Source organism: Chryseobacterium sp. BGA-UO-ETr-SB22 (assembly GCF_059567885.1).
The window spans coordinates 361574-386528 of the sequence record NZ_JCAQOV010000003.1 but is presented as its reverse complement, the minus strand read 5'-3'; the positions used below and the strand labels follow the sequence as shown (position 1 = coordinate 386528).

23 protein-coding genes are annotated in these 24955 nt (G+C 36.8%); 10 read left to right on the top strand and 13 right to left on the bottom strand.

Annotated features, from left to right (window positions below; all coding sequences use genetic code 11):
- Nucleotides 1-23 precede the first annotated feature (23 nt).
- Nucleotides 24-785 carry a hypothetical protein gene (locus AC57AW_RS03680; protein WP_496350858.1) on the bottom strand — a complete coding sequence of 254 codons (762 nt, stop codon included), beginning with the start codon at nucleotides 783-785 and terminating at the stop codon, nucleotides 24-26.
- Nucleotides 786-915: 130 nt separating this feature from the next.
- On the opposite strand from AC57AW_RS03680, the gene hutH reads away from it, so the two are divergent.
- The 4 genes from hutH (at nucleotide 916) to AC57AW_RS03660 (ending at nucleotide 4967) form a co-directional block, all read left to right on the top strand.
- On the top strand, nucleotides 916-2409 hold the full coding sequence (gene hutH, locus AC57AW_RS03675) for a histidine ammonia-lyase (protein ID WP_496350857.1): 1494 nt from the start codon (nucleotides 916-918) through the stop codon (nucleotides 2407-2409).
- Nucleotides 2410-2414: 5 nt separating this feature from the next.
- Entirely contained in the window at nucleotides 2415-2864 is a 450-nt protein-coding gene (locus tag AC57AW_RS03670) for a DUF2059 domain-containing protein (protein WP_496350856.1), read from the top strand.
- A gap of 83 nt (nucleotides 2865-2947) precedes the next feature.
- Entirely contained in the window at nucleotides 2948-3394 is a 447-nt protein-coding gene (locus AC57AW_RS03665) for a GNAT family N-acetyltransferase (protein WP_496350855.1), read from the top strand.
- 91 nt (nucleotides 3395-3485) lie between these two features.
- Nucleotides 3486-4967, top strand: coding sequence for a S8 family peptidase (locus tag AC57AW_RS03660; RefSeq protein ID WP_496350854.1), 1482 nt, complete (start codon nucleotides 3486-3488; stop codon nucleotides 4965-4967).
- A 72-nt stretch (nucleotides 4968-5039) separates the two neighbouring features.
- On the opposite strand, the gene ygiD is transcribed toward AC57AW_RS03660, so the two are convergent.
- Together ygiD and AC57AW_RS03650 are read right to left on the bottom strand one after the other, a co-directional pair.
- Nucleotides 5040-5867: a 4,5-DOPA-extradiol-dioxygenase gene (ygiD, locus tag AC57AW_RS03655; RefSeq protein WP_496350853.1), complete on the bottom strand. Its 828-nt coding sequence runs from the start codon at nucleotides 5865-5867 to the stop codon at nucleotides 5040-5042.
- A gap of 85 nt (nucleotides 5868-5952) precedes the next feature.
- Nucleotides 5953-6465 carry a YceI family protein gene (locus AC57AW_RS03650; protein ID WP_496350852.1) on the bottom strand — a complete coding sequence of 171 codons (513 nt, stop codon included), beginning with the start codon at nucleotides 6463-6465 and terminating at the stop codon, nucleotides 5953-5955.
- A gap of 437 nt (nucleotides 6466-6902) precedes the next feature.
- Between AC57AW_RS03650 and AC57AW_RS03645 the strand changes: the two genes are divergently transcribed.
- Together AC57AW_RS03645 and AC57AW_RS03640 are read left to right on the top strand one after the other, a co-directional pair.
- Nucleotides 6903-9041 (top strand): S9 family peptidase, encoded by a 2139-nt coding sequence (locus AC57AW_RS03645; protein ID WP_496350851.1) that lies wholly within the window; start codon nucleotides 6903-6905, stop codon nucleotides 9039-9041.
- Nucleotides 9042-9370: 329 nt separating this feature from the next.
- Complete coding sequence (locus AC57AW_RS03640) at nucleotides 9371-10396, top strand: LLM class flavin-dependent oxidoreductase (protein WP_496350850.1); 1026 nt, start codon at nucleotides 9371-9373, stop codon at nucleotides 10394-10396.
- A 75-nt stretch (nucleotides 10397-10471) separates the two neighbouring features.
- On the opposite strand, the gene AC57AW_RS03635 is transcribed toward AC57AW_RS03640, so the two are convergent.
- Genes AC57AW_RS03635 through AC57AW_RS03625 form a run of 3 tightly spaced genes read right to left on the bottom strand, consistent with a single transcriptional unit; the run spans nucleotide 10472 to nucleotide 14921 of the window.
- Nucleotides 10472-13507 carry an AAA family ATPase gene (locus tag AC57AW_RS03635; RefSeq protein WP_496350849.1) on the bottom strand — a complete coding sequence of 1012 codons (3036 nt, stop codon included), beginning with the start codon at nucleotides 13505-13507 and terminating at the stop codon, nucleotides 10472-10474.
- Nucleotides 13508-13510: 3 nt separating this feature from the next.
- A complete protein-coding gene (locus tag AC57AW_RS03630) occupies nucleotides 13511-14716 on the bottom strand; it encodes a metallophosphoesterase family protein (protein ID WP_496350848.1) in 1206 nt (401 codons plus the stop codon).
- A gap of 49 nt (nucleotides 14717-14765) precedes the next feature.
- Nucleotides 14766-14921 (bottom strand): hypothetical protein, encoded by a 156-nt coding sequence (locus tag AC57AW_RS03625; RefSeq protein WP_318848550.1) that lies wholly within the window; start codon nucleotides 14919-14921, stop codon nucleotides 14766-14768.
- Nucleotides 14922-15041: 120 nt separating this feature from the next.
- Here AC57AW_RS03625 and AC57AW_RS03620 point away from each other — a divergent pair, with 120 nt between their 5' ends.
- Together AC57AW_RS03620 and AC57AW_RS03615 are read left to right on the top strand one after the other, a co-directional pair.
- Nucleotides 15042-15293, top strand: coding sequence for a VF530 family protein (locus AC57AW_RS03620; RefSeq protein ID WP_318848551.1), 252 nt, complete (start codon nucleotides 15042-15044; stop codon nucleotides 15291-15293).
- 118 nt (nucleotides 15294-15411) lie between these two features.
- Complete coding sequence (locus AC57AW_RS03615; protein ID WP_318848552.1) at nucleotides 15412-15912, top strand: FKBP-type peptidyl-prolyl cis-trans isomerase; 501 nt, start codon at nucleotides 15412-15414, stop codon at nucleotides 15910-15912.
- Nucleotides 15913-16125: 213 nt separating this feature from the next.
- Here AC57AW_RS03615 and AC57AW_RS03610 read toward each other — a convergent pair whose 3' ends face one another.
- Both AC57AW_RS03610 and AC57AW_RS03605 read right to left on the bottom strand, forming a co-directional pair.
- Nucleotides 16126-16503, bottom strand: coding sequence for a YchJ family protein (locus tag AC57AW_RS03610; protein WP_496350847.1), 378 nt, complete (start codon nucleotides 16501-16503; stop codon nucleotides 16126-16128).
- Nucleotides 16504-16647: 144 nt separating this feature from the next.
- Nucleotides 16648-18789: a M3 family metallopeptidase gene (locus AC57AW_RS03605; protein ID WP_496350846.1), complete on the bottom strand. Its 2142-nt coding sequence runs from the start codon at nucleotides 18787-18789 to the stop codon at nucleotides 16648-16650.
- Between the two features lie 259 nt (nucleotides 18790-19048).
- Here AC57AW_RS03605 and AC57AW_RS03600 point away from each other — a divergent pair, with 259 nt between their 5' ends.
- Nucleotides 19049-19876 carry a GIN domain-containing protein gene (locus AC57AW_RS03600; RefSeq protein WP_318848557.1) on the top strand — a complete coding sequence of 276 codons (828 nt, stop codon included), beginning with the start codon at nucleotides 19049-19051 and terminating at the stop codon, nucleotides 19874-19876.
- A 1-nt stretch (nucleotide 19877) separates the two neighbouring features.
- Here AC57AW_RS03600 and AC57AW_RS03595 read toward each other — a convergent pair whose 3' ends face one another.
- The 5 genes from AC57AW_RS03595 to AC57AW_RS03575 form a co-directional block, all read right to left on the bottom strand.
- Entirely contained in the window at nucleotides 19878-21767 is a 1890-nt protein-coding gene (locus AC57AW_RS03595; protein ID WP_496350845.1) for a monovalent cation:proton antiporter-2 (CPA2) family protein, read from the bottom strand.
- Nucleotides 21768-21770: 3 nt separating this feature from the next.
- Nucleotides 21771-22292: an NAD(P)H-dependent oxidoreductase gene (locus AC57AW_RS03590; RefSeq protein WP_318848559.1), complete on the bottom strand. Its 522-nt coding sequence runs from the start codon at nucleotides 22290-22292 to the stop codon at nucleotides 21771-21773.
- A 196-nt stretch (nucleotides 22293-22488) separates the two neighbouring features.
- A complete protein-coding gene (locus AC57AW_RS03585) occupies nucleotides 22489-23307 on the bottom strand; it encodes a TPM domain-containing protein (protein ID WP_496350844.1) in 819 nt (272 codons plus the stop codon).
- Nucleotides 23288-23716, bottom strand: a complete 429-nt coding sequence (locus AC57AW_RS03580; protein ID WP_318848561.1) for a TPM domain-containing protein — start codon at nucleotides 23714-23716, stop codon at nucleotides 23288-23290. The genes AC57AW_RS03585 and AC57AW_RS03580 overlap by 20 nt, the downstream gene beginning before the upstream one ends.
- Before the next feature lie 3 nt (nucleotides 23717-23719).
- Complete coding sequence (locus AC57AW_RS03575; protein ID WP_047377718.1) at nucleotides 23720-24325, bottom strand: LemA family protein; 606 nt, start codon at nucleotides 24323-24325, stop codon at nucleotides 23720-23722.
- A gap of 73 nt (nucleotides 24326-24398) precedes the next feature.
- On the opposite strand from AC57AW_RS03575, the gene AC57AW_RS03570 reads away from it, so the two are divergent.
- Nucleotides 24399-24896 carry a dihydrofolate reductase gene (locus AC57AW_RS03570; RefSeq protein ID WP_318848563.1) on the top strand — a complete coding sequence of 166 codons (498 nt, stop codon included), beginning with the start codon at nucleotides 24399-24401 and terminating at the stop codon, nucleotides 24894-24896.
- Nucleotides 24897-24955: the final 59 nt, after the last annotated feature.

Here is a 24955-nt window from a genome sequence, read left to right as displayed (position 1 = left end):
TTTAATTTATGGTTCAAAGTATTTTATCCGTTTGCCATTGCAGTATATTCACTTATAAGAAAACTGAAGTAATCCCATTCCACAGAATTCTTAGGATATTTTTTCATGAAATCCTGATTGTCTCCAAAAAGAAAATCGTAGTTGTCTTCAAAATCATCTTTATGAAGCCACATTACTTTGTCACCTTTTTTTACATAGTAAGATTTGATGACACCGCCTCCAAGTTGTGGAGATCCCATTACAGAAAAGCCTGTAGTTTCTTTAGCTCTGGGATCGTGATATACTGAAATAATATCATCAAAACCGGGATTGATAACCTGCATCAGGAATTCCTTATCATCTTTTTTGTTCTTTAAAGAAACTGTCTGGTTCACAAAATAAATTCTATCATTATTAGTGTTTTTTGTCAATTTTTTAGTTCCGAAATTTCTGATATTCCCCATGTATTTTGCCACTTTTGCAATCTTCTCTGCATTGCTTGGATACACATACATCTCATTGATCTGATCAGCATTGAAAGTTGCATTCTTTTTGGTGACACTGTCTTTAATAGCGACTTCGTAGATCTGTCCTTTTTTGGTTTCAATCTTATTACAGAAACCTTTGTAGGTAGTTCCGTCTTTTAAAATGATGGTAGATGTTTTCTTAGGAGATGGAGTATTAAAACCTTCATTAAAAAGGTAAGTTTCCATTTTTTTGATGTCCTCTTTAGAGTATTTTACTTTCTGGGCGAAAGCTGTTGTGCTTGCTACACATAAAGCAAGGAGTAGAGTTTTCAGTCTCATGTATTATTGTTTTTAATTTCGGGGCTAAAAATAGTAAAATAATTTCCTTGTTGATATAAAAATATAGAAGATTGAAATTTAGCTTTTCCAATTATTGTTAAATGCGTAATTTTAAGAAAATTTTTTAGAAATGATATACGGGGTAGATGTTTTTACTTTCCATGATGTTCTGGAAATCTGTAAAAAGCCAAATAAAGCCAAGCTTAATAAAGCGGCAAAAGAACAAATCTTAAAATCTCAGAAAAACGTACAGCAAATAGTAGAGTCCGACAGATGTGTATATGGAATCAATACCGGGTTCGGACCTTTATGTGATACTAAAATATCGGCTGACGAAACCGCTCAGTTACAATATAATCTGATTATTTCTCACGCAGTAGGAGTAGGAAAACCAATTGATAAAGAACTTTCAAAGATCATGATGATTGCTAAAGTTCATGCCCTTTCAAAAGGATTTTCAGGAGTTTCTCTGGAAGTCATTGAAAGAATGATCCTGATGCTGGAAAAAGATATCATTCCGGTGGTTCCTGAACAAGGATCTGTAGGTGCTTCGGGAGACCTTGCTCCTTTAGCACATCTGGTGTTACCTTTACTTGGTTTAGGACAGGTTTGGGAAGGGGATCAGGTTTCTGATACTATAGATGTTTTGCAGAAACATGACCTTGAAGCACTGGTTTTAGGACCAAAAGAAGGATTAGGATTGATCAATGGAACACAATTTATTCTTGCTCATGCGATCAAAGGACTTGAAAAATTCGAATACCTATTAGATCTTGCGGATATGACGGCTGCAATGAGTATAGAAGCATACAGAGGTTCTGAAAGCCCTTTCAAAAAAGAACTTCACGAGATCAGACCTTTTGAGGGCAGTAAAAAAGTAGCGGCAAGAATGCTTAAATTCTTAAAAGGATCAGAAAATATGAAAGCTCACGAAGATTGTGAGAGAGTTCAGGATCCTTATTCTATGAGATGTGTTCCACAGGTTCATGGAGCCAGTAGAAACGCTTTTGAACATCTTAGAGGTATGGCGGAAACAGAACTGAATTCCGTAACAGACAATCCAATTGTATTAAGTGCTGAAGAATCTATCTCAGGAGGTAATTTCCACGGACAGTTGATGGCTTTACCTTTAGACTATGCTACACTGGCTGCTGCAGAATTAGGAAATATTTCAGACAGAAGAAGTTACTTATTATTGGAAGGAAAGTACGGATTACCAAGATTATTGACGGAAAGCTCAGGATTAAACTCTGGATTTATGATTCCTCAGTATACTTCAGCTGCTTTGGTTACAGAAAATAAAACACTATGTTTCCCGGCATCGGCAGATTCTATTCCTACAAGTTTAGGTCAGGAAGACCATGTTTCTATGGGAAGTATTTCAGGAAGAAAATTCAATCAAGTTCTTGGAAACCTTGTGAATATTTTATCGGTTGAGTTGATGTTTGCGGCTCAGGGACTGGAATTCAGAAGACCTTCGAAATGTTCTAAAGTGATTGAAGAAAACTTTACAGTTCTTCGTTCCAAAGTTGCTAAACTTGAAGATGACCGACTAATCGGTAAAGATATGCTGGCAATTGCAGAGCTGATCAATGAAAGAAAGTTTGTTGTTGATATAAAATAGGATATATGAAGAAAGGAATTATTTTGTGTTTCTTCTTATTTGGAATAAATGCTTTTTCTCAGTCCAATGAAGCAAAAGTGAAAGAGTTGATTACTTTAACAAGGTCAGATCGGATGTTGTCTATGGGGTTTCAACAATTTATGGATCATTACAATAATAAGTATAAGGATTTACCTGCTAATTTTTGGGATGAATTTAAAAAAGACATGGCTCCAGAAAAAATATTTGCTCTGTATATTCCTATCTATAAAAAATACTTTACAGATGCTGATATTGATACACTTATTAAATTCTATAAAACTCCGGCAGGTCAAAAGATGATTGAAAACATGCCGAACTTAATGAAAGATTCGGGAGAAATTGCAAATAGTTATGCAGAGGCATTGGATAAAAAAGTTAAGGATAAACTTAATAAACATTATCATTTTCAAAATCCACCTCCACCAGCTCCATAAAAATAAAAGCTTCCGAAAGGGAGCTTTTTTGTTTTCATAAATCTTTAAATCCTTCAATTTTTTAATCTTTAAATTAAATAAACATGCATATACTCAGAACAGACTCCACCAATACAGACTTTCAAAAACTGGTACAATCTCTTGATTTTACTTTGGCTGAACATAACGGTGATAAAGATGATTTCTTTTCCCAGTTTAATACAATTGATACTCTTAAAAACTGTATTGTGGTTTATATTGATGCTATTCCGGCAGCTTGTGGAGCATTCAAACCTTTTTCAGAAAATTCAGTAGAAATAAAAAGAATGTTTACTGACCCAAAATTCAGAAAGAATGGCCTGGGCTCAACTATTGTAAAAGAACTGGAAAAATGGGCTGCAGAATTGAATTTTAAAAAAGCAGTTTTAGAAACTTCTCAGGATCTGAAAAGCGCTATTTCAGTGTACGAGAAAAACGGATTTTACAGAATACCCAATTATGGACAATACGTTGGAATAGAGCAAAGTGTCTGCTACGAGAAGATATTGTAATTTAATATTCATGTAATGCTAAATTCATTTTTTAAAAGTTTTTAATTCTCATGAAAGTGTTATATTGTGGCTCCAACCAAAATTATAACATATGAAAAAAACTGTATTCCTACTGGCAATATTTTTTGCCTTAAACTCGTGTTCCAGAGAAGAACTTCAGAACGAAAATGTAAAAACAGAAATGGCTCAGAAAGATCCACTGACTGCAAAGCAAATCAATGAAAGGATCAATCAGGCTATTAAAACGGACGGAACTTTCAACTGGAAGAATGAATCCGATCATTTCGTCTGGAGTGCTATTTTCCGCGGAAACAAAATGGTATCTATCGGTTTCGGAGCTTCTAAAGACGATTTTGACAGAAGTAAATCTCCAAACAGTAACGATATGGAAAAAGAAGTTCTTTCTGTCATCAAAAAATATGAAGGGAAAGAGGAGAGAAATTTTCTTCTTCTTTCAGATCAGTATCTTAACCAAATGGATGTTGTTATTGAAAATGAGGAAACCGTTGCTGCTCTTCGACAAATGAAAAATATCCGATATGTAGAGCCGGCTGATTATCATTATTTTGAATTTGAAGCTCAATATAGCGCAGCAGCAAAATCTTCAGGAAGCGGTTCGTCAGGATGTGGTTTTTCATCATCAACATTAAGTACGGCAGATTACACCTCTACAACACCAAGCGCAAAAATTCCTTGGGCTTTTACCAAACACAGCATTCCTGAAGCATGGAGCTACAGTACAGGAGCAGGTGTTACCATCGGACTTATTGATACAGGAGTTTCTCCGGAGCAGACTTTATTGGGAGGAAGCTTTAATAACGGAGCATCTTCGGGAAGAACAATCAGTAAGTTGGGAGTATATAACTCAGATGGATCCGGAGATCAGTGTGGACACGGAACAAAAATGGCTTCTGTGATGACAGCTCCGAGAAATAATGCAGGACTACCTGTAGGAGTAGCTTACAATGCCAATCTGATTGCCTACAGAGCTGCAGAAAACGTTGTTTTGGAAACATCCAGCGAGCAGACTGCTGTAAAAACAGCTTTTACAGAATTGGGTAATAATACCAGTGTAAAAATCATTTCAATGTCAATGGGACATATTTTCTCTGTCGGAAAAATTGAAGACGGTGTTAAATATGCTTATTCTAAAGGAAAATTGATTTTCTGTGCTGGAGGAACTTCTACAAGCTTTACCAGTTTCGTGGGCGTGATTTTTCCTGCATCAATGTCAGAAACCCAGGCGATAACAGGAGTAAAAGAGAATACATCCAATCAGAAATGTGATGTTTGCCACTCCGGAAGCCAGATCGACTTTACCTTCCAGATGGAGAGACCTTCAGGAAATACAGTTCCGGTTTTGAGCTATTACAACGGACAGGCAGATTATGTAGGAGGTTCTTCAGTTGCTACAGCAGCTACGGCAGGAATTGCAGCCTTAGTTTGGGCTAAAAATCCATCATGGACAAGAGACCAGGTACTTAATAAAATGAGACAGTCTGCAACGTACTATCCGAATGTTAATTCAAGCTACGGTTACGGAAACATCAATGTTTTAAAAGCAGTACAGTAAATAATATTACCATTATAAAAAGAAAAGGAAATATCTCAGCTGAGGTATTTCCTTTTTTATTGTAATATCAGATTATCCAATCCTTACACTCGTCATACTCAATGATCCTCCGATAAGTTCATCGTTGAATAAAGTAAGTTCTTCAGACTGATCTTTCAGCCCTAAAGTATACAATAAAGGAAGATAATGATCAGGCGTTGGAACAGCATACTGTAAGAAAGTTCCTTGTTTTTGATAATCAATAATATTCTGGAAATTTCCATCCAAAAGCCAATTATTGGTTTTTTCTCTGGCCTCGATTGCCCAGTCCCAGCCGGCCCCAACTGTATTGATATTTTTCCAATCGATAAGGCGAAGGTTATGAACAATATTTCCGCTTCCGATAATTAAGATTCCTTTTTCACGCAATTTGTTGAGTCTTTTGGCAAGATCATAATGATACTGCGGTGGTTTTGTATGGTCAATGCTCAGTTGAATCACAGGAATATCAGCATCAGGATACATATGTTTTATCACAGACCATGCACCATGATCCAGTCCCCAGCTGTGGTCTTCTTCTACATCAATCGGGAGCAGAAGTTCTGCTGTTTCCTTTGCCAGCTCCGGGCTTCCGGGAGCAGGATACTGTACATCAAAAAGGGCTTTTGGAAAACCATAAAAATCGTGGATTGTTTTAGGCATATCCATAGCCGTTACAAAAGTTCCGTCTGTATACCAATGAGCAGAAATACAAAGAATTGCATTAGGTTTAGGGATCTCAGAGGTTGCTTTTCGGAAACCTTGTACAAATTGGTTTTCTTCAATGGCGTTCATAGGTGAACCATGTCCAAGAAATAAAACGGGCATTCTCTGTGTGTTGTTAAAACTATTGCTTATGTTTTGAAGATCGTTGAGGTTCATAAATTAAATATTGAAGAGTATAAAAAAATAAAAGGTTCAAGGCTTTTAGACAAATCCCTGAACCTTTTATAATATGTGTTATAAATTATGCTTGTTTTACAAACTGTAATTCACCAGCTATTTTTACATCATCACTTACCATTACACCTCCTGCTTCAAGAGCTGCATTCCAGTTTAATCCAAAATCTTTTCTGCTAATTTTTCCTTCAAAAGAGAAACCTGCTTTTGTATTTCCCCATGGGTCTACATTGATTCCTCCAAAGTCTACATCAAGAGTAATAGGTTTTGTAACTCCGTTAACAGTAAGATTTCCAACAATTGCATTATTTAATGCCTGAGATTCAAAAGTGATCGTAGGGTGTACTTCAGCGTTGAAAAACTCTGCAGACTTTAAGTGATTATCTCTGTCTGTATTGTTTGTGAACACAGAATCCGTTTGAATAGTAGCTGTAGTTTTTGCGTTTGCAAAAAACTCGTCTTCAGATTCAATTTCAGCTGTGAAAGTTCTGAAGCTTCCTTTTACGTTAGAGATCATCATGTGTTTTACTTTGAAAGTAATTTCACTGTGCGTTGGGTCTAAGATCCATTTTGTTGCCATTGTATTTTGTATTTTTTGTTTGTTATTAATGATGCAAATTTAGGATAGAGTACCTATACAAGTCATTGATATAGGATAAGAAATGCATTTTTCTACATCAATAGTCAATTTTGCTTCGCAAGTGAATGGTGAATATTATAGTTTTCCATCAATTAAAAATTGACAAGCGTAGCGAACTGACTATTCACAATTGACTCATTTAATACCAATAGTTAATTTTACTTTGCAAATGAATGGTGAATACTATAGCTTTCCAGCAATTAAAAATTGACAAGCGCAGCGAATTGACTATCACAATTGACTTATTTAAAATCCTAACTATTAAGTTAAGAAATAATTTCTTTGAAAGCATGAATTCCATTTTATGAATGTTTTAATTTAACATTTATTAACGGATGATTTTTATTTCTTATTTTTGATGGATTCAATTTTATACAATGAAATTACATAAATTTTCTTTATTGATGCTGGTTTTAGGCAGTTCTGCATTTGCCCAGACCCAGAAATTTACTATGGCAGAGGCTGTAAATGGGATGAGAACAAACCTTGCGGTGAAAAATATTTCCCAATTTTCATGGGCTGCAGACGGAAAATCGTACATCCAGGCTGTAAAAGGCGGTTATCTGATTACAGATTTGAAAACCAATAAACAGGATACCCTGATCTCGTTAAGCCAACTGAATAGAAATTTATCCAATGATAAGCTGAAGGCTGTTCCTGCCATCAAATTTACAGGGAATTCTAATGGATATTTTACTACAGGTGGTAAAATGTCGTGGATTGAAAAATCAGGAAATGACTGGAAAGTCAAAAATACAGCTGCTGTAGATCAGGATGCTGCGAATGTGAAAATGTTTGGTGACGGCCAGACTTTTGCCTTTACAGCAAAGAATAATTTATTTGTAAACAGGAATGGGAAAACCATTGCGGTAACTAACGAGTCTAATGAAAATGTCATCAGTGGACAGGCGGTTCACAGAAATGAATTTGGAATTGATACCGGAATTTTTCCTGCACCCAACTCAGAGAGCGTAGCTTTCTATAAGATGGATCAAAGCATGGTAGCAGATTATCCGATCATTGACTGGTCTGTAACGCCTGCTGTAAACCATAACATCAAATACCCGATGGCTGGTCAGACTTCTCACCAGGTAACATTAGGTGTTTTCAATATTAAAACTCAGGCTACGACTTTCTTAAAAGTTGAAGGTGAAAAAGATCAATATTTAACAGCTGTTACATGGAGCCCGGATTCCAAGTATATTTTTGTAGGAGTTTTGAACAGAGGGCAGAATCATATGAAAATGAATCAGTACGATGCTGCAACCGGAGAGCTGGTAAAAACATTATTTGAAGAAACAGACAGCAAATATGTAGAGCCACAGCATCCGCTTACTTTCTTCCCGAATTCTAATACAGACTTTATCTGGCAGAGCCAGAGAACAGGATACAATCATTTGTTCCACTACAGTCTTGAAAAAGGATTGGTAGCACAGATTACAAAAGGAGACTGGCTGGTAACGGATATTTTAGGATTTAACGAAAAGAAAAAAGAAATTTATTTCACTTCAACAAAAGAAACTCCTTTAGAAAGACATTTATACAGAATCAACTGGACCAATTTCAAAATGCAGAGACTGGACAGTGCTGAAGGAATGCACATCGGAACATTGAGCAGCGACGGAAATTATCTTTATGATGCTTACAGCAATGCCAATTCACCCAGAATTGCCAATATTATTAATACAGCCAATTTAAAATCTACAAATATTCTTACTTCTGAAAATCCATTAAAGAATTATCAGAGACCGGAAATTAAAAACGTAGAACTAAAGGCGGATGATGGAACTCCTTTGTATGGAAAAATTATCCTTCCAACCAATTTTGATCCGAATAAAAAATACCCTACCATTGTTTATCTGTATAACGGACCACACTTACAGCTGATCACAAATACTTTCCCGGCTTCAGGAAACCTTTGGTATGAATATATGGCTCAGAATGGATACATCATCTTCACAATGGATGGAAGAGGTTCTTCTAACCGTGGAATGAAATTCGAGCAGGCTGTATTCAGAAACCTGGGAACTACAGAAATGAACGATCAGATGAAAGGAGTAGAATACTTAAAATCTCTTCCTTATGTAAACGGAGACAAAATGGGAATCCATGGATGGAGCTTCGGAGGATTTATGACGACAAGCTTCATGCTTCGTAAGCCGGATGTATTCAAAGTAGGAGCAGCAGGAGGGCCGGTAATCGACTGGAGCATGTATGAGATCATGTACGGAGAAAGATATATGGATACGCCACAGGAAAATCCACAGGGATATGCAGCAGCTAATCTTTTGGATAAAGTTCAGAATCTGAAAGGGAAATTACTGATGATTCACGGGGCACAGGATGATGTGGTAGTATGGCAGCATTCTATAAAATTCATTAAATCAGCTGTTGATAATGGAGTTCAGTTAGATTACTTTACCTATCCGGGGCATCCGCATAATGTGATCGGAAAAGACAGAGTACATCTGATGCAGAAGATTACAGATTATTTTGATTTATATCTTAAGAAATAATAATAGAATCCAGCCGGAACGGCTGGATTTTTTTTGATAAATAGAGTTGTTGGAAAGCGCAAAGGCGCAATTTTTTGATATTATTCGTTTTAATGCGCAAAGATTTTATCTGCGATAAAATTTTATATTCCTAATACTATAAGAATTAATCCTTGCTAAAAATCTTTGGTTTTCTTGCGTCTTAAAAATTACACCTACAAGTTAAAAACCTTTGCGCCTTTGCGTTTTCCAACAAATCATAGTGTAAAACAACAAGACCTCCGATCTTAACAAACATCAATGTTTTTGACTTTTCATAGCCGTAATTTTGTATTACTAAAATCAACAATATGGAATTAGGAATAGGAATGTTCGGTGATTTGGCTTTTGATCAGTCAACCGGAAAATATAGAGATGCAGGAATTAAGATCCGTGAAATATTGGATCAGGTAAAATTGATGGATGAGGTAGGAATTGATGTTTTTGCAATGGGAGAACATCACCGTCCGGATTATGCGGTTTCCTCTCCGGAGATCGTATTGGCAGCGGCAGCAAGTATCACAAAAAATATAAAACTGGCCAGCGGAGTTACTGTTTTAAGTTCTTCGGAGCCGGTAAAAGTATATGAGGACTTTTCAACACTGGATCTGATTTCAGACGGAAGAGCGGAGATATTTGTGGGACGTGGAAGTTTCATTGAGTCATTTCCGTTGTATGGATATTCGTTAGATGACTATGAACAGTTATTTGATGAGAAATTAGAATTATTACTGAAAATCAATTCGGAAGAAAATGTAAGCTGGTCTGGGAACCTTCGTGCCCCTATGCATAATCAAACCGTATATCCTAGAGCAAAAAATGACGGAAAACTTTCCATCTGGAGAGCGGTAGGAGGTACTCCACAGTCTGTTTTAAGCGCAGCGCAATTGGGAATGCCATTAGTTGTAGCTATTATTGGAGGAATGCCGATTCAGTTTAAAAATCTGATCGAATTTTATAAACAGGAATACCAAAAAGCGGGACATGATGTTTCGAAAATGCAGATTGCCGTTCATTCACATACTTTTGTGAGTGATGATCAAAAAGCGGTAGATGGGTATTTTCTGAATTATAAATCTCAAATGGATAGAATAGGAGCTTCCAGAGGATGGGCTCCTTACACAAAAGCACAGTATGATGGTGGAAGAAGCAAAGACGGTGCTTTATTTATCGGAAATCCGGCAGAAGTAGCAGACAAAATTGCTTATATGAAAGAGATTTTTGGGATTACAAGATTTATCGGACACATGGATGTGGGAGATCCTGCTCATGACGTAATGATGAAGTCTATTGAATTGTTTGGAAATGAAGTGAAGCCTGTTATAAAAGGACTGTAACAGGGAAGTTTATGAGGTGCAAAAGCCACAAAAGATATGCTCTTTTGTGGCTTTTGTAATTTAAAATATATTGAATTAAATAATCTCAATCAGACTTCCTCTTTCTTCGTCTTTGATAATATTCAGTGCCGTAGGAATTTTCTCCTTCAGTTCTTCAACGTGCGAAATAATCCCCACAATTCTGTTTTCTTTCATCAGATTGGTAAGCGTTTCAAATACAATGTTAACAGATTCCGTATCCTGAGTTCCGAAGCCTTCATCAATAAAGAAGAAGTTTTTCTCTGCCTGTGCATTGGCCTGAACACTTTCTGCCAGCGCCAGCGCCAGACTTAAAGATACCTGGAATGCCTGTCCTCCAGAAAGGGTTTTTACACTTCTGCTTTTCCCTTCGTTGAGGTAATCAATGATCTCAAAATCATTATTTTCATTAAGCTGCAGACTCAGCTGGTTTCTGGTCATACGGTGGAAACGTACATTGGCATGATCGCAAAGCTGCCTCAGATAAATAGAAGAAACGTATTGTACAAAACCTGCTCCTTTAAACAGATTCATCATTACCTTTAAATTCTCAGAACGTTTCTGAAGCTTTGTCAGTTCTTTCAGAAGATCTCCTTTTTTTACGAATTCTTTTTCCAGTCGGTCTATTTCAGCTGTTTTTGTTACCACAGAATCACTGATTTTTTTCTGCTCACTTTGTGCCTCACCAAACTGTTGCTCAGCTAGAGAAAACTGTTCATTATCGAATGAAAGTCCCTTCAGCTTTAATTCCAGCTCTCCGATGAATTTCTTTAAAGCTTCGAATTCTACTTTGAAATTCTGAATTTTAGCTCTTACAAGTTGAACATTGATATCCTGAAGCAAGATATTTTCAACTTCTCCGAACTCAGTGAAACTTTGATCAGTTAAAGATTTGGAAATAGCTTCTTCATTGCTGGAAATTTCCTTTTCAAGTTCAGTAATCTGTTTCTCAGATTGGCTGACAATCGCTTTTTGTTCTGCTAATTTTGGAGAGAGAATTTTTTCCTGCTGTAATAACTTTTGGTAATTCTCTTCAGTTTCCTTATTGAATTTTACCAACTTTTGATAAGCTTCTTCAACCTCAGTTATTTCCTTTTGGGCATACAGATTCCAGTCTAGGATTTTAAGAGCGGAACGGCTGATATTGATCTGTTCCTGTTTTGAAACTTCTTCCATTCGAAAAGCTTCCAGCGCACCCTTATATTTTTCCAGGATTTTGGTTTCTTTTTCCAGTGTTTCTCTTTCCAAAGCGATGTTTCGTTCCGTTTCTTCAATCTTTTTTTCTAAAGCAAATGAATCAGAACGTTTTTTCTCAAATTCTTCCTCCTGATCCGGAGAGAAGGGTTTCCATGTGAAATTCAGAACATGATTTTCAATATCTTTCTGAATCTGAAAGACAATTTTCTGTTCTGAAACAAGCTGTTCTTCAAATATTTTTTTACGGTCCAGAATTTTGTCAATGTCAGCTTCCTGTTTTTGAATATCGGTTATTTCCTGCTCAGCAGATGTTATTTTCTCCTGAATTTCCTGCAGTTCAGTATTGACATCATGAAATTCTATAATATGCGGATGTTCCTTAGAACCGCAAAGAGGACAGTTTTCACCATCATGAAGCTCACTCGCAAAACGGGAAAGCTCTTTCTGTATTTTAAGATGATCCAGTTTCTGGGAAAGCTCTTTTTTCTTGACTTCTAACGCTTCCTTCCTGCTTTTGAAATCTTCTTTATAATTTTCGGTATAAGCAAAAGGCTTTAATTCCTCTGCAATTTCACCGATCTGTTTTAGATGTTTCTCAATCTTTTCAGCTTGTTCGTGATGTGATTTTTTTAAGTTTTTTTGTTGAATAAACCAGTTTCCCACTTCAGAAAGCAAAGCGGAATCCAGTTTTTGTTCTTTTAATACTTTAATCTGTGCAGAAAGTTCATCAATCTTCTTTTGAATTTTATCCTTACTAAGATCTACTTCTTTTACCTTTTCGGAACCTTTCTGAGTTCTTTCATTCAGTACTTTGATCTCCTCAGAAAACTTAAGGATCTGAATGATGAGGTTCATATCATTTTCCTGAATCTTCGACTGCTCCAGAGCTTTAAACTGTGGTTCAAGAACGGAAAGTTGTTCCTTTATAATCGTAAAAACCTTCTCAGTTTCCTGCCACGCTTTTATTTGCTGTTCTTTCTCGTTACGCTTATCCGCAATTTCTTTTGACAGCTTATTTTTTTCAATAATTAAAGGGTTAAAAAGCCTGAAAATACGGTCGTATAATTCTGCCTGTGTTTCCAGAGCATCCATCTGTGGCTTTTCTTCAGAGAGCTTGCCGAATTTTTCCTTATTTTGCTGTAAACTGTCAAAATCGCTTTTTAAATTTTTCAGCTGTTGATAAGTGTGGGAAATCTTTTCCAGTTTTTCATTAGACTCAGAAAGTATTTTCTGTTCCTCTGTCAGCTGCTCTTTCTGAATCTGGATTTTCTCCTCATTGATTTCTTCAAATCCTTTTAACTGGCCTTCAAGCTGATCCAGTTCAGATCTGTTTTTTACATTGAGTGCAGAAACATTGTTCTGAAGATCAAATTTCTGAAGATTAAAGATCTCCTTCATCATATTCGTTCTTTCTGCAGCACCCAATTCAAGAAATTCTTTGAACTGTCCCTGTGGAATGATGATGGTTCTTTTAAAGTTGGAATAGCTTAAACCAATGATGATCTCTGCATTCGAGTGATCCAAGGGAATCCATTTGCCATTACTATTTTCATAGAAAGTAACTGCATTGGGCTTTACCTCTTCGAATTTTTTTGAATTTCGTTTAAAATCACGGGTGGCACGGAAAAGCTTATTCTCATAATTCACAAAATCAAACTCTATATAAGAACTGTTTGATTTTAAATTCATCATGTTGTAAGCCCTTTTATCACGCATGTTCAGACGTTCCGTTTCTCCATATAAAGCAAACGAAATCGCTTCAAGAACCGAAGATTTTCCGGAACCCACTGCCCCGAAAATACCAAACAATCCGGCTTCGGTAAGATTTCTGAAATCAATAGTCTGGCGTTCCTGGTAGGAATAAAGTCCTTCTATAGTTAATTGAACAGGGATCATGGCTTATGCATTTAAAATTTCGTTAAACAAATTCATCAATTCTTCATTAGCTTCCTGCCCGCCATTTTTAGATTTAAAATAATCTTTGAATAATATATCAATGTCCTGATTTAAATTGATTTCGTGGCCTTGCTCTTCATCAAGCTCCCGGTTTTTGACTTTTGGAATGAGATGAACAATCCCGTTATGAGACTGATAAATCAATCTTCTTTCATCAGCCGTTAAAAAAGTCTCACTTTCCAGCGTCAGCTCAATAAAGGTATTGGGGTTTTCACCCAGCCATTGAACTGTATCTTCTACGGAGGTGAATGTTTTTCTGACTAAATTTCGTCCCTTTTTTAATGCTTTTTTCTCATAGTTAACCGCCTTTCCCGGTTCAGCATCAATAATAGAAACATACTTTGTCTGCCCGGCTTCACTGAAACTGTAGCAAAGGGGAGAAGATGAATAAATTACAGGCTTTTCCTTCGTTCCTATATTCTGAAAACCATGCAGGTGACCCAATGCTGTATACTGAATCTGTTCAGGAATACTATCTGAAAAAATAAGGTCTGCATTTCCAATTTTAATAGGTTTTTCTCCTTCCGGTTCTTCCAGAATTTCTGCACCTCTTTTATTCATGTATAAATGGGCAGTCAGAAGATTAATTCCGGAATCATCGCAAAACTGATCTGCAAGATCTTTCCACGTCTGTGAAAGGACCTTGTTGATTTCTTCCTCTTTATTTTCGCCAAAATATTCCTTTAAACGAATCTCATTTGCGAAAGGCGTATGAAGAATTCTTATGGGGAAATCTATACTTTCAATTTTAAGTTCTATAAAACCGGCTTTTGAGTTTGAAATGTTGAAATATTCTGTTCCAAAAGGTGTGATCTCGGCTTTAGGGTGACCTATTAAAATAATGCCGCATTCCCTGGCCAACGGGTCTGGAGCATTGATTAAGCTGGGAGAGTCATGATTTCCGGAAATAGCGATCACTGGCCGTTTCCCATTCAGAGATAAACGTTTGAGGGTTTTGTAAAAAAGCTCAACGGCTTCTACACCTGGATTAAAATTATCAAAAAGATCGCCGGCAACAAGAATAAGATCCACATGCTCTTCATCAGCAATATCTATGATCTCTTCCATTACCAGAATTTGCTCTTCCATACGTGAAAAGCGGTCCAGTCGTTTTCCCAAATGCCAGTCGGCGGTATGCAGAATTTTCATAAAAAGTGTATTATTGTTTAAAGTAAATAAGTTGAGTCATAACCGATTTTCATGGTTGATTATCGGTTTCTTCTTTTACTTTGAAATCTTCCAGAATTTGTTTTAAACGTGCTTTTCTTTCTGTTTCTGCATTTTGTATTTTCCGCTTTTTCTGATCAATTTTGTTTTTGTTTTTTTTTCTGTTTGCTTCGTTGTTTTTGCTCATATTTGTTGGTAACGAATAATTTTTATAGCTAAGCAATAGCTTCTTCAAAAATACTAAAGATTGAGAGTTTAAACAATTTTAGTGGTTAAGTCTGATAAAATGTTTTAATTTTGCTGTGTTATGGAAGAAAAATCAAAAGATCCTTTACACGGGAAAAGGCTTGATGCTATTCTTGAAGAATTGGTAGAATACTACGAAGGATTTGAAAAATTGGGTGAGCAGATCAATATCAAATGTTTTACAGATAACCCGAGCATCACTTCTTCCCTGAAATTTTTACGGAAAACACCTTGGGCCAGAACAAAAGTTGAAAGTCTGTATCTTTTTGTACTGAGACAGAAAAAACGGGATGAAACCAAAGGTAGAAAATAAAAAGCAAGATCTTGCTTTCAGATTTTTCGTTTGATTTTTTGTCCGCTGGACAATCATTTCAAAAATAGTATATTTGTAAAATTAATCGTGAAAAAAACTCACGAAAAAAAGAAAAAATATGACAATTGAAAACAATCATGTTGTAGCTGTAAAGTATATACTTCACACTATCGAACCAGATGGAAGTAAGATTCTTGTAGAAGAAACAACAGAAGAAAACCCGCTTACATTTTTGTACGGTATGGGAATGATGATTCCAAAGTTTGAAGAAAATATCTTAGGCTTAAAAGCTGGTGATAAAGCTGATTTTACCATTCAACCTGAAGAAGCTTATGGTGAAAGACAGCCGGACGCTATTGCACAATTGCCAATTGATATGTTTAAAGAATCAGGAACTCCACCTATTGGAGCTATCTTACCTTTATCTGATAACCAAGGAAATAATTTCCAGGCTTTTGTGGTAGAAGTAACACCAGAAGTTGTAGTAGCAGACCTTAACCATCCAATGGCAGGTAAAGTTTTAGATTTCCAGGTGGAAATTTTAAATACTCGTCCAGCAACAGAAGAGGAATTGTCTCACGGACATGCTCATGGAGTTGACGGAAATGAAGCTCACTAAAAAATAATATCAATCCAATCATTTTTTGGATAAAAGATAAAAATTCCCCACAGATACTTCTGTGGGGAATTTTATGTATAATATTGATTAAGTGCTTGGCATTCCCCTCTTCTGGAGGGGTGTCAAAAATTCTTTGAATTTTTGACGGGGTGGTTTTATATGCAAAGAATTACTCCACATTAAATTTCTTACCAACAAACCAAAACGGCATTATTAATCTAAAAATTCGCCTGAAACATAATACCAGCGTTCCTGCATTTTCTGAAAAAGTGAAAACTCATGATGAAGCTGAGGATGACCGTCCTGATCTGTATAATAAGCCTTAAACTCCACATGATTTGAAGTGGGAGTCCGGATGATTTCCAGTTTTGTCCATTGGTTGATCTCTCCCCATTCCTGAAGGTCTTTCTTCTTGTGGTATTTTCTTTTTCCCGGAAACGTAGTCTCCATCAAATATTCACCATTTGGAATGGCAAAAGCAGAGAACCTTGAACGCATCAGCGCTTCAGCAGTAGGAGCATGTTTTTCTCCGGTATGATAAGGTTTGCAGCATTCTTCGTAGGATTTTCCTGAACAGCAGGGACAGTTCATATATTGTATTTTAAATGTTGAAATGCAAAAATAATGAATATTGGTAGAAACGGCTTTAGCCAAAAAATAAAAAAATTCTTGCAAATATGCATTTAGGCATCTATAAAAAAAGAAGCACTCTATTAAAGAATGCTTCCATTTGATTTATTTAATAAACCCTCTGTTTCTCAATAAAGGTTTGATATCCGGATCATGTCCTGTAAAGTCTCTGAATGCCTGATTAAGGTCTACAGAATTTCCTACAGAAAGAATATATTTTCTGAAACGGTCACCATTTTCTCTGGTTAATCCACCGTTTTTACTGATCCATTCCCATGCATCATTATCTAAAGTTTCAGACCATAGATAAGCATAATATCCTGCTGAATATCCACCTCCCCAGATGTGTGCAAAATAAGGAGTATGATATCTTGGCGGAACCGTTGCTAAATTGAATCCATGGCTGGCCAATGATTGTTTTTCAAAATCTAAAACAGGAATAAACTGGCTGTCATTACTTACTGTATGCCAATCCATATCCAGTTCAGCAGCAGAAACCAATTCAGTAGTCATGTATCCCTGGTTGAAAGTAGATGCTTTTTTGATTTTTTCTACCAATGTCTGCGGAATAGGCTGTTTTGTTTCATAATGAACAGCATAGTTCTTCAGAACCATAGGATCTAAAGCCCAGTGCTCATTGATCTGAGATGGGAATTCCACGAAGTCTCTTGGTACATTCGTTCCTGAAAGAGAAGGATATTTCTGGCTTGCAAACATTCCGTGAATAGAGTGACCAAATTCATGGAAAATAGTAGAAACATCATCATAGCTGATCAATGAAGGTTTTCCAGGAGCTGGCTTCTGATAGTTATAACAGTTAACGATTACAGGTTTTGTTCCTAATAAATAAGATTGCTCAACGAAATTGCTCATCCATGCCCCTCCGTTTTTAGAATCTCTTGTATAGAAATCCAGATAATAGATGGCGATAGATTTTCCATCATGATCAAAAACTTCGTACGTTACTACATCAGGATGGTAAACCGGAAGATCTGTTCTCTTTTTGAAAGTCAGTCCGTAGAATTTTTCTGCGGCGAAGAAAACACCTTTTTCAAGAACCGTTGTAATTTCAAAGTAAGGTTTTATCTCACTTTCATCAAGATCAAATTTAGCTTTTCTTACCTGCTCAGCATAGAAATTCCAGTCCCAAGGTTCTACTTTGAAACCTCCTTTTTGCTGATCGATAAGATCCTGAATATCTTTTGCCTCACGTCTGGCTGTTTCCACTGCCGGAGTTGCAATCTGGTTCATTAGGTTAGTAGCGGCTTCAGGTGTTTTTGCCATCTGATCCTGCAGTTTCCATTCAGCAAAGTTTTTCTTTCCTAAAATCTGAGCTTTCTTCAATCTCAGTTTAGCCAGTTTTTCAATGGTTGATCTTGTATCGTTAGCATCACCTTTTTCAGCTCTTGTCCATGAAGCTTTGAACAGTTTTTCTCTGGTAGCTCTGTTTTTTAAGTTTTGTAAAAGAGGCTGCTGTGTTGTATTTTGTAAAGCCAGTAGATATTTTCCAGGCTGTCCTGCCGTTTTAGCATCAGCTGCTGCTGCCGCAACTTCATCAGCAGAAAGTCCATCCAGTTCTTTTGCATCAGAGAAGAATACGCCTCCTTGTTTTCTAGCTTCCAATAATTTGTTGGAGTATTGAGTGGAAAGAGAAGCCAGTTCCTGGTTGATCTGCTTTAATTTTTCTTTATCAGCTGCAGAAAGATTCGCTCCTGCAATTTCAAAATTCTGCTTGTAATACTGTACCAGTCTTTTGCTTTCAGAATCAAGACCGTCTTCTTTGATGGATTGTATTCTTTTATAAAGATTTTCATTCAGGTACAATTTATCAGAATGAGCCGCAAAAATTGGTGCATATTCTTCATCTAAAGCCTGCAAAGTAGGGTTTGTATTCGCGCTTGTAAGATTAGAGAATATAATTTGTGCTCTTCTCAATACTTCACCACTTTTTTCCAATGCAACGATTGTATTTTCAAAAGTAGGGGCAGCCGGATTGTTGGCAATTTTTATAATTTCAGCTTCGTGCAGCTTTAAACCATAGTTAAAAGCAGGTTTGAAATGCTCATTTTTGATTTTGTCAAACTCCGGAGCTTCGTACTGAAGCTTGCTCTTCTTCATAAAAGGATTTGAAGATAAAGAGGAATCAGGTGCAGGTAGCTCCTGTTGAGTATCGGTCTGTTTCATTGTAGTACAAGATTGATTGAACGCCAAGGCAGAAATTAATAATACCGATGAAATATTCTTCATAAATATAGTTGTTATTAAACCATAAAGATATTAAAAACTTGTATCATAGAATCTATTTTGACCCACGTATTTACTGAAACAGCGTTGTGAGTGATTTTAAAATGAATAAGTTAGGTATTGTGGGATGCATTAAGCTCTTTCTGAAAAATCTGTATTGCAGACAATTGCAGTATTTTCATAGGTAATGTAATATTTTTTATAAATTAGTTGTTATTTAAATATAAAGAAATCAAAAAAATAATCGACAAAAGAAATAAGCATGAAAACAAAGACTTTATTCATTTTTTCAGCCTTAGCGGCATTAGCCTCATGTAATGATAAACATGAGAACAGAAACAGAGATAGAGACGAAGACAGAAGTAACTGGGTAGAGAAAGTAGTGAGCAAAGAAAGCGGCCCGATACAGCATAAAGAATTTAGCGGAGATTTTGATGAAATTCAGGTTTCTCAGGCGATAGAAGCTGAAATCATAAAATCGGAGACAGAAAAAGTGGAAATTTCTGCACCTCAAAATATTATCGATGAAATTCTTGTAGATAATAATGGAGGGAAACTGCATATTCACTATAAACCAGGTATCAGAGTGATGAATATCAGCAAAGTGACTGCAAAAATTTATACAAAAGACTTTAATAAACTTATAGCTGATTCGGCAGCAAGAATTATCATAAAAGATAAATTTACTCAGGAAAAAACAGATATTGAAGCATCTAGTGCCGGAAGTATTTCCGGAGATCTGGAAGCTAATGATATGGATATTAACATAAGCAGCAGCAGCAGCTATGATGGTAAAGTATGGGCTGTAAATCTTGACATTGAATCTTCATCAGGATCTACTCTTGATCTTTCAGGAAAAGCGAAAAAGGTAGATGTGAGTGCTTCTTCAGGCAGCAGTGTTTCTGCCAAGGGAGTTATTGCTGATGATGTGGAAGCAGATGCATCCAGCGGTGCAAGTGTTCATATCAGTGCTGTTTCCAGTGTGAAAGCAGGAGCTTCATCCGGTGGAAGTGTGGATATCTCTAAAAAAGGAGAGCTTAAGAATGTGAGCAAGGAAGAAAGCAGTGGTGGAAGTGTAAGCATCCAATAAATCAATCCTGGGGCTCATCCTCATCTTCTTCATCAGTGGATGAGGAACCTTCCCAATTTTTATTATCAAAATTAAGATTATCATAAGCTAATAAATCCTCCTCTCTCTGGAGGATTTCTTTTGTTGTAAACAGTGTGATATCATCATCATTTTCCTTCATTTTTGCCAGCTTCCTGATTGAAGCTTTATCAATAGCCATAAATCTTTGTCCGAGACGTCTCGCTGCATATTTCCTCATTCCTGTTTCATGAAGTACATCAACGGCCATGTCTACTGCCGTTCCTAATGTCTCGCGGTAAATATGATTAACCCCGCTGTTGAGATAATCATAAGCATCAATCCTGTTTTTTGCTCTTACAAAAATTTTCACCTCAGGATAATGTTCGCGCACAAGTTCTGCAATGAATTTATTATCATCAGGATCATCTAAACACAAAACAAGAATCTCAGCATCTTCAATTCCTGCAGCCCTTAAAATAGGAATTCGGGTAGCATCCCCGTAATATACTTTAAAACCGTAGCTTCTGAGTAGTTTTACCCGGTCAGAATCTCTATCCAAAACAGTAGCTGATATTTTATTGGCTTTTAAAAGACGTCCCACCGTACTTCCGAAATGCCCAAAACCTACAATGATGATCTTCTTTTGAATCACATCACTGTCCAGGATATTAAAATCATGCTCTTCTTCAGGAATTTCTCTGATGAATTTCGGAGTGATAAACCTATCATTGATAATAAGAAGAATAGGAGTGATACACATCGTAATTGCTGTTACAGCCATCATCTGCGCATTCATTTCCGGACCCAACAGATAGAGATCCGATGCATAATTGAGCAGTACAAACGCAAATTCTCCCACCTGGGAAAGGGCAAATGCATAAAAAAGACTTTGAGGGGTATCTATCCTGAAAAACTTTCCAATGGTGTATAAAACAACAAATTTTACAGCCAGTACGGCAAAAACAGTACTGAAGATAAATAATGGATCTTTCTGGATAATATTAAAGTTGATGGTAGATCCGACACTAACGAAAAAAACAGCCAACAAAAGCCCTTTGAACGGATTGATCTGTGCCTCCAGCTCATGACGGAACTCACTGTTGGCAAGCATTACTCCAGCAAGGAAAGCACCTAGCGCGGGAGAAAGGCCGATGACCACCATCAGCTCAGAAACACCAATAACCAGAAATAAAGAAGAGGCTGTCAAAAGCTCAGTCATTCCAGATTTTGAAACATAGCGTAAAAAAGGAACGAAGACATATCTGCCGAGTAAAATAAGCAGAGCTACTCCAAAAATTACAGTACTGGCCTGCAGCCACTCCGGCAGCTTTTGAATCAGAATCTGAATTTCATTATCATGATGCTTGGCTTTATAATTGGCTACAATAGGAAGTATTGCCAAAATAGGAATCACTGAAATATCCTGAAACAAAAGGGTAGAAAATGAAGCTTCTCCGGCAGTGGTCTTAAGATTATTCTTTTCCTGTAAAGTCTGCAGAACAATTGCCGTAGAGGATAATGCAAAGCACATGGCAACAGCAATTGCTTTGTCTACTCTCCAGCCCACAGTGGTGAACACTAAGAAAAGTAACAGGATGGTAAGCACCATCTGAAAAAGTCCCAGGCCCATTATTTTCTTTCGCATTTCCCAGAATTTTCTGGGTTCCAGTTCCAGCCCTACAAGGAATAACAGCATGATGACTCCAAATTCACTGGCATGCATGATATCATCCACATTTTTACCTGTAAGCCTGAGTACATATGGTCCTATAATGATTCCTCCTAAAATATAGCCGATTACAGAACTCAACCCTAATTTCCTGGCCAATGGAACCATGATAATGGCTACACCCAAAAAAATTAATGTGTTCATCGCTAAGCTGGATTCCATATGCTATTGATTGAGGAGTTCTGTAAATTCTTTTTTATGCAGGATAATTTCTTTTTTAGACAACTTATTGGCCTCGTATACGATCTTGATGTGCTTGATATCTGCTTTGAAAACTTTCAAGGAAACAATCAGTCCGCTGATCAGTTCATCAATTGTATATTGATAGGTACCGGTTTTAGTGAAAGATCTTTCTTTTCCACCGGTGGTTATCAGGATATAGACTTCTTTTCCTTCCAGGGGATTGTGCTCACCTTCTTTCAGCCAGTCTCTGTCGAAAACTTCATCAATCCATAATCTGAGAAGAGGAGGCATTCCAAACCAAATCAGGGGGAACTGGAAAACAAAGCGTTCGTAATTTTTAAGACGCTTTCTTTCTCTGAAAGCGGCAATATGAAAGTCAGGATATTCTTCGTAAAGATCTCTTAAGGTATAATGCTGATGGCGAACGTAGAAATTGATGAGCTCTACATTCGAATTGGAGTGCTCCAGATAAGGGTGTGCAAATACTACCAGCGTCTTCTTCATACTCCTGTTTTCAGTAAATATAGTAAAAAATATTGAATAAAAGATGGTTTTTTGATGCTTTTGTTAACTTTTTAATATGTAAAAATCAATTTAACGTTAAGAAAAGATAAAAAAATCATGCTATTTTAGCTTTTTAAATAAAAAATCAGGTCGTGATGACCTGATCTGTTTATGTATCTGAAAATGATTGACTGATTTACCAACCTCCGGATGCACCGCCGCCGCCGAAACTTCCGCCACCGCCGAAGCCACCAAATCCTCCGCCACCGCCGCCGCCGGAACTTCCACCGCCAAAGCCACCTCCTCCGAAGCTGCCAGGGAATGGGAAGAAACCATCAGGATAGTTTCTGCGTCCTTTTCTTGTGATGATTACATCGTCATCATCGTCATTATTTCCACCACGTCCACCTCCTCTGTTACCGAAAAGTATGGCAATAATGATGAAAATAACGAAAGCAATAATCAGAACTTTAAAGGCGCTTCCATTACCGGAAGGAGCCGTGGTTGCCACAGGTTTGAATTTCCCCTGTACAGCCTCCATAATGGCTGAGGTTCCTCCATTGATCCCATCATACCAAAGCCCCTTCTTGAAGTTGGGGGTTACAATATAATCTAAGATCTGTCCTGCTACTGAAGCGGTAAGGTATTGTTCTACGGCACGTCCCTGCTGAATAGACATTGTTCTGTCTTCTGTTGCGATAAGGAAAACAACACCGTTATCCACTCCTTTTTTTCCGATTTTCCATTTCTGCCCGAACATAGTTGCCAGAAAGTTGACATCCTCTCCTTTGGTAGAACGGATGATTACTACTTCAATTTCCGTTGAGGTAGTATCTGCAAATTTGATCAGTTTATTGTTCAGGGCATCTTTTTCCTGCTGAGAAAGCAGATTGGCTTCATCAAAAACAGGATAAAGAACAGCTGGCTTTTCAGGAATAGTATATTGTGCTGATACAAATGTGTAAAAGCAAAGCAATAAAAATGAAAATACTATTTTAAGAGAACGTAATTTCATTTGAGAGTTGGTTTGGATTTTCTCCTTCTACAGGAAAATGTTTTTTGAGTTCAAGCCCTGTTTCCAGGATGGCACTTTTCAGAGCCTGATAATAATGTCCTTTGGCAAATCCCGCAGTAATATAGTCGTGAAGATGATCCCAGTAAGATTGTTTTACCTTTTCATGAATTCCGATATCTCCAATGATGGTCAGATATTTCTGTTCGAAATTGACATGGAAAAGAACAGCATTCCTTTCAGCGGTTTTGTCCATATTAAGTTTTTTGAAAACCTCAAATGCTGTCTTGGCATCACGGTTGTCCGTATTGGAATCAATATGTACCCTGATCTCTCCTGTAGAATGATCTTCCGCAGATTGAATCGCTTCCACAAGGGAAGCGATCTGTTGATTTGTTAGGAAATTACCCATTATTTATTTGAATACTTCAGGGGCTTTCTGAGCTCCTGCGTCAGCTTTGAAATAAGGTTTTTCTTTAAAGTTGGTGAAATTTGCCAAAATATTATTTGGGAAAGTCTTGATAGAAGTGTTGTAATCCTGTGCAGCTTCGTTGTAATAAACAGTTTCTGTTCTGATGCTGTTTTCGATAGCGGTATATTCTCTTTGGAAGTTAATATACTGCTGGTCTGCTTTTAAATTAGGATAAGACTCCACTACAGCCATCAATCGGCTCAATGCTCCGGATAATTCACCCTGTGCTGCCTGGAATTTAGCAATATCAGCCTCAGTCATGTTTGTAGGATCAATGTTGATAGAAGTTGCTTTAGAACGTGCTTCCACAACCTGCGTTAAAGTTTCCTGTTCAAATTTTGAATACGATTTTACAGTTCTTTCCAGGTTAGGAATAAGATTCGCTCTTTTCTGATACACAGTCTCTACATTAGACCATTTTGTGTTGACCGTCTGTTCTTTGGTTACGAAGTTATTATATCCGCTTTTTCCCCAGAAGAATAGAACAGCAACAATAATAAGGAGGGCAATACCAATTGTTCCAGCGCCCAAACATCCTTTATTTTTCATAGTTTATTTTTTTAAATTTTTTGTGCTAACCAAATATACAAATTATGTGCTAATTTTGTAAAAAATTATTTGAATGACAACAATAGTGGTGGCAATGGGAGAGAAAAATGAAATTGGTTTTGAAAATCAGTTGCTTTGGCATCTTCCTAAAGATCTAAAACATTTTAAAGATATTACTTCAGGACATCCTATTATAATGGGAAGAAAAACATATGAAAGTATTGGGAAAGCTCTTCCGAACCGTACCAACATTGTTGTTTCTAGAAAGAAAGACTGGTTTGAGGAAGGAGTCCTTATTGTAGGAAGCATCAAGGAAGCATTGAAATTTGCTAAAAAGATTGACGAAGAAGTTTTCGTTATTGGTGGAGGAAATATCTATGAACAGACTATGGATGTTGTAGACCGACTTGAAGTTACTTTGGTGAAAGCAGACCTTGAAGCAGATACCTTCTTTCCGAAAATAGATCAGAAAATATGGAAAAAAGTAGGCGAAATCTGTCACGAAAAAGATGAGAAGAACGGCTATGATTTCTGCTTCCAGACATTTGAAAGAATTAAAAAAGAAGCTTAGGAATCACCAATCAATTTTGCTTCGCAAAGTGAATAGTGAATTTTTTGGCAGGTACGAAA

Excerpts from the sequence above, each read along its gene's own strand:
- AC57AW_RS03680 (WP_496350858.1), bottom strand. The coding sequence starts at position 785 with ATGAGACTGAAAACTCTACTCCTTGCTTTATGTGTAGCAAGCACAACA.
- hutH (WP_496350857.1), top strand. The coding sequence starts at position 916 with ATGATATACGGGGTAGATGTTTTTACTTTCCATGATGTTCTGGAAATC.
- AC57AW_RS03670 (WP_496350856.1), top strand. The coding sequence starts at position 2,415 with ATGAAGAAAGGAATTATTTTGTGTTTCTTCTTATTTGGAATAAATGCT.
- AC57AW_RS03665 (WP_496350855.1), top strand. The coding sequence starts at position 2,948 with ATGCATATACTCAGAACAGACTCCACCAATACAGACTTTCAAAAACTG.
- AC57AW_RS03660 (WP_496350854.1), top strand. The coding sequence starts at position 3,486 with ATGAAAAAAACTGTATTCCTACTGGCAATATTTTTTGCCTTAAACTCG.
- ygiD (WP_496350853.1), bottom strand. The coding sequence starts at position 5,867 with ATGAACCTCAACGATCTTCAAAACATAAGCAATAGTTTTAACAACACA.
- AC57AW_RS03650 (WP_496350852.1), bottom strand. The coding sequence starts at position 6,465 with ATGGCAACAAAATGGATCTTAGACCCAACGCACAGTGAAATTACTTTC.
- AC57AW_RS03645 (WP_496350851.1), top strand. The coding sequence starts at position 6,903 with ATGAAATTACATAAATTTTCTTTATTGATGCTGGTTTTAGGCAGTTCT.
- AC57AW_RS03640 (WP_496350850.1), top strand. The coding sequence starts at position 9,371 with ATGGAATTAGGAATAGGAATGTTCGGTGATTTGGCTTTTGATCAGTCA.
- AC57AW_RS03635 (WP_496350849.1), bottom strand. The coding sequence starts at position 13,507 with ATGATCCCTGTTCAATTAACTATAGAAGGACTTTATTCCTACCAGGAA.
- AC57AW_RS03630 (WP_496350848.1), bottom strand. The coding sequence starts at position 14,716 with ATGAAAATTCTGCATACCGCCGACTGGCATTTGGGAAAACGACTGGAC.
- AC57AW_RS03625 (WP_318848550.1), bottom strand. The coding sequence starts at position 14,921 with ATGAGCAAAAACAACGAAGCAAACAGAAAAAAAAACAAAAACAAAATT.
- AC57AW_RS03620 (WP_318848551.1), top strand. The coding sequence starts at position 15,042 with ATGGAAGAAAAATCAAAAGATCCTTTACACGGGAAAAGGCTTGATGCT.
- AC57AW_RS03615 (WP_318848552.1), top strand. The coding sequence starts at position 15,412 with ATGACAATTGAAAACAATCATGTTGTAGCTGTAAAGTATATACTTCAC.
- AC57AW_RS03610 (WP_496350847.1), bottom strand. The coding sequence starts at position 16,503 with ATGAACTGTCCCTGCTGTTCAGGAAAATCCTACGAAGAATGCTGCAAA.
- AC57AW_RS03605 (WP_496350846.1), bottom strand. The coding sequence starts at position 18,789 with ATGAAGAATATTTCATCGGTATTATTAATTTCTGCCTTGGCGTTCAAT.
- AC57AW_RS03600 (WP_318848557.1), top strand. The coding sequence starts at position 19,049 with ATGAAAACAAAGACTTTATTCATTTTTTCAGCCTTAGCGGCATTAGCC.
- AC57AW_RS03595 (WP_496350845.1), bottom strand. The coding sequence starts at position 21,767 with ATGGAATCCAGCTTAGCGATGAACACATTAATTTTTTTGGGTGTAGCC.
- AC57AW_RS03590 (WP_318848559.1), bottom strand. The coding sequence starts at position 22,292 with ATGAAGAAGACGCTGGTAGTATTTGCACACCCTTATCTGGAGCACTCC.
- AC57AW_RS03585 (WP_496350844.1), bottom strand. The coding sequence starts at position 23,307 with ATGAAATTACGTTCTCTTAAAATAGTATTTTCATTTTTATTGCTTTGC.
- AC57AW_RS03580 (WP_318848561.1), bottom strand. The coding sequence starts at position 23,716 with ATGGGTAATTTCCTAACAAATCAACAGATCGCTTCCCTTGTGGAAGCG.
- AC57AW_RS03575 (WP_047377718.1), bottom strand. The coding sequence starts at position 24,325 with ATGAAAAATAAAGGATGTTTGGGCGCTGGAACAATTGGTATTGCCCTC.
- AC57AW_RS03570 (WP_318848563.1), top strand. The coding sequence starts at position 24,399 with ATGACAACAATAGTGGTGGCAATGGGAGAGAAAAATGAAATTGGTTTT.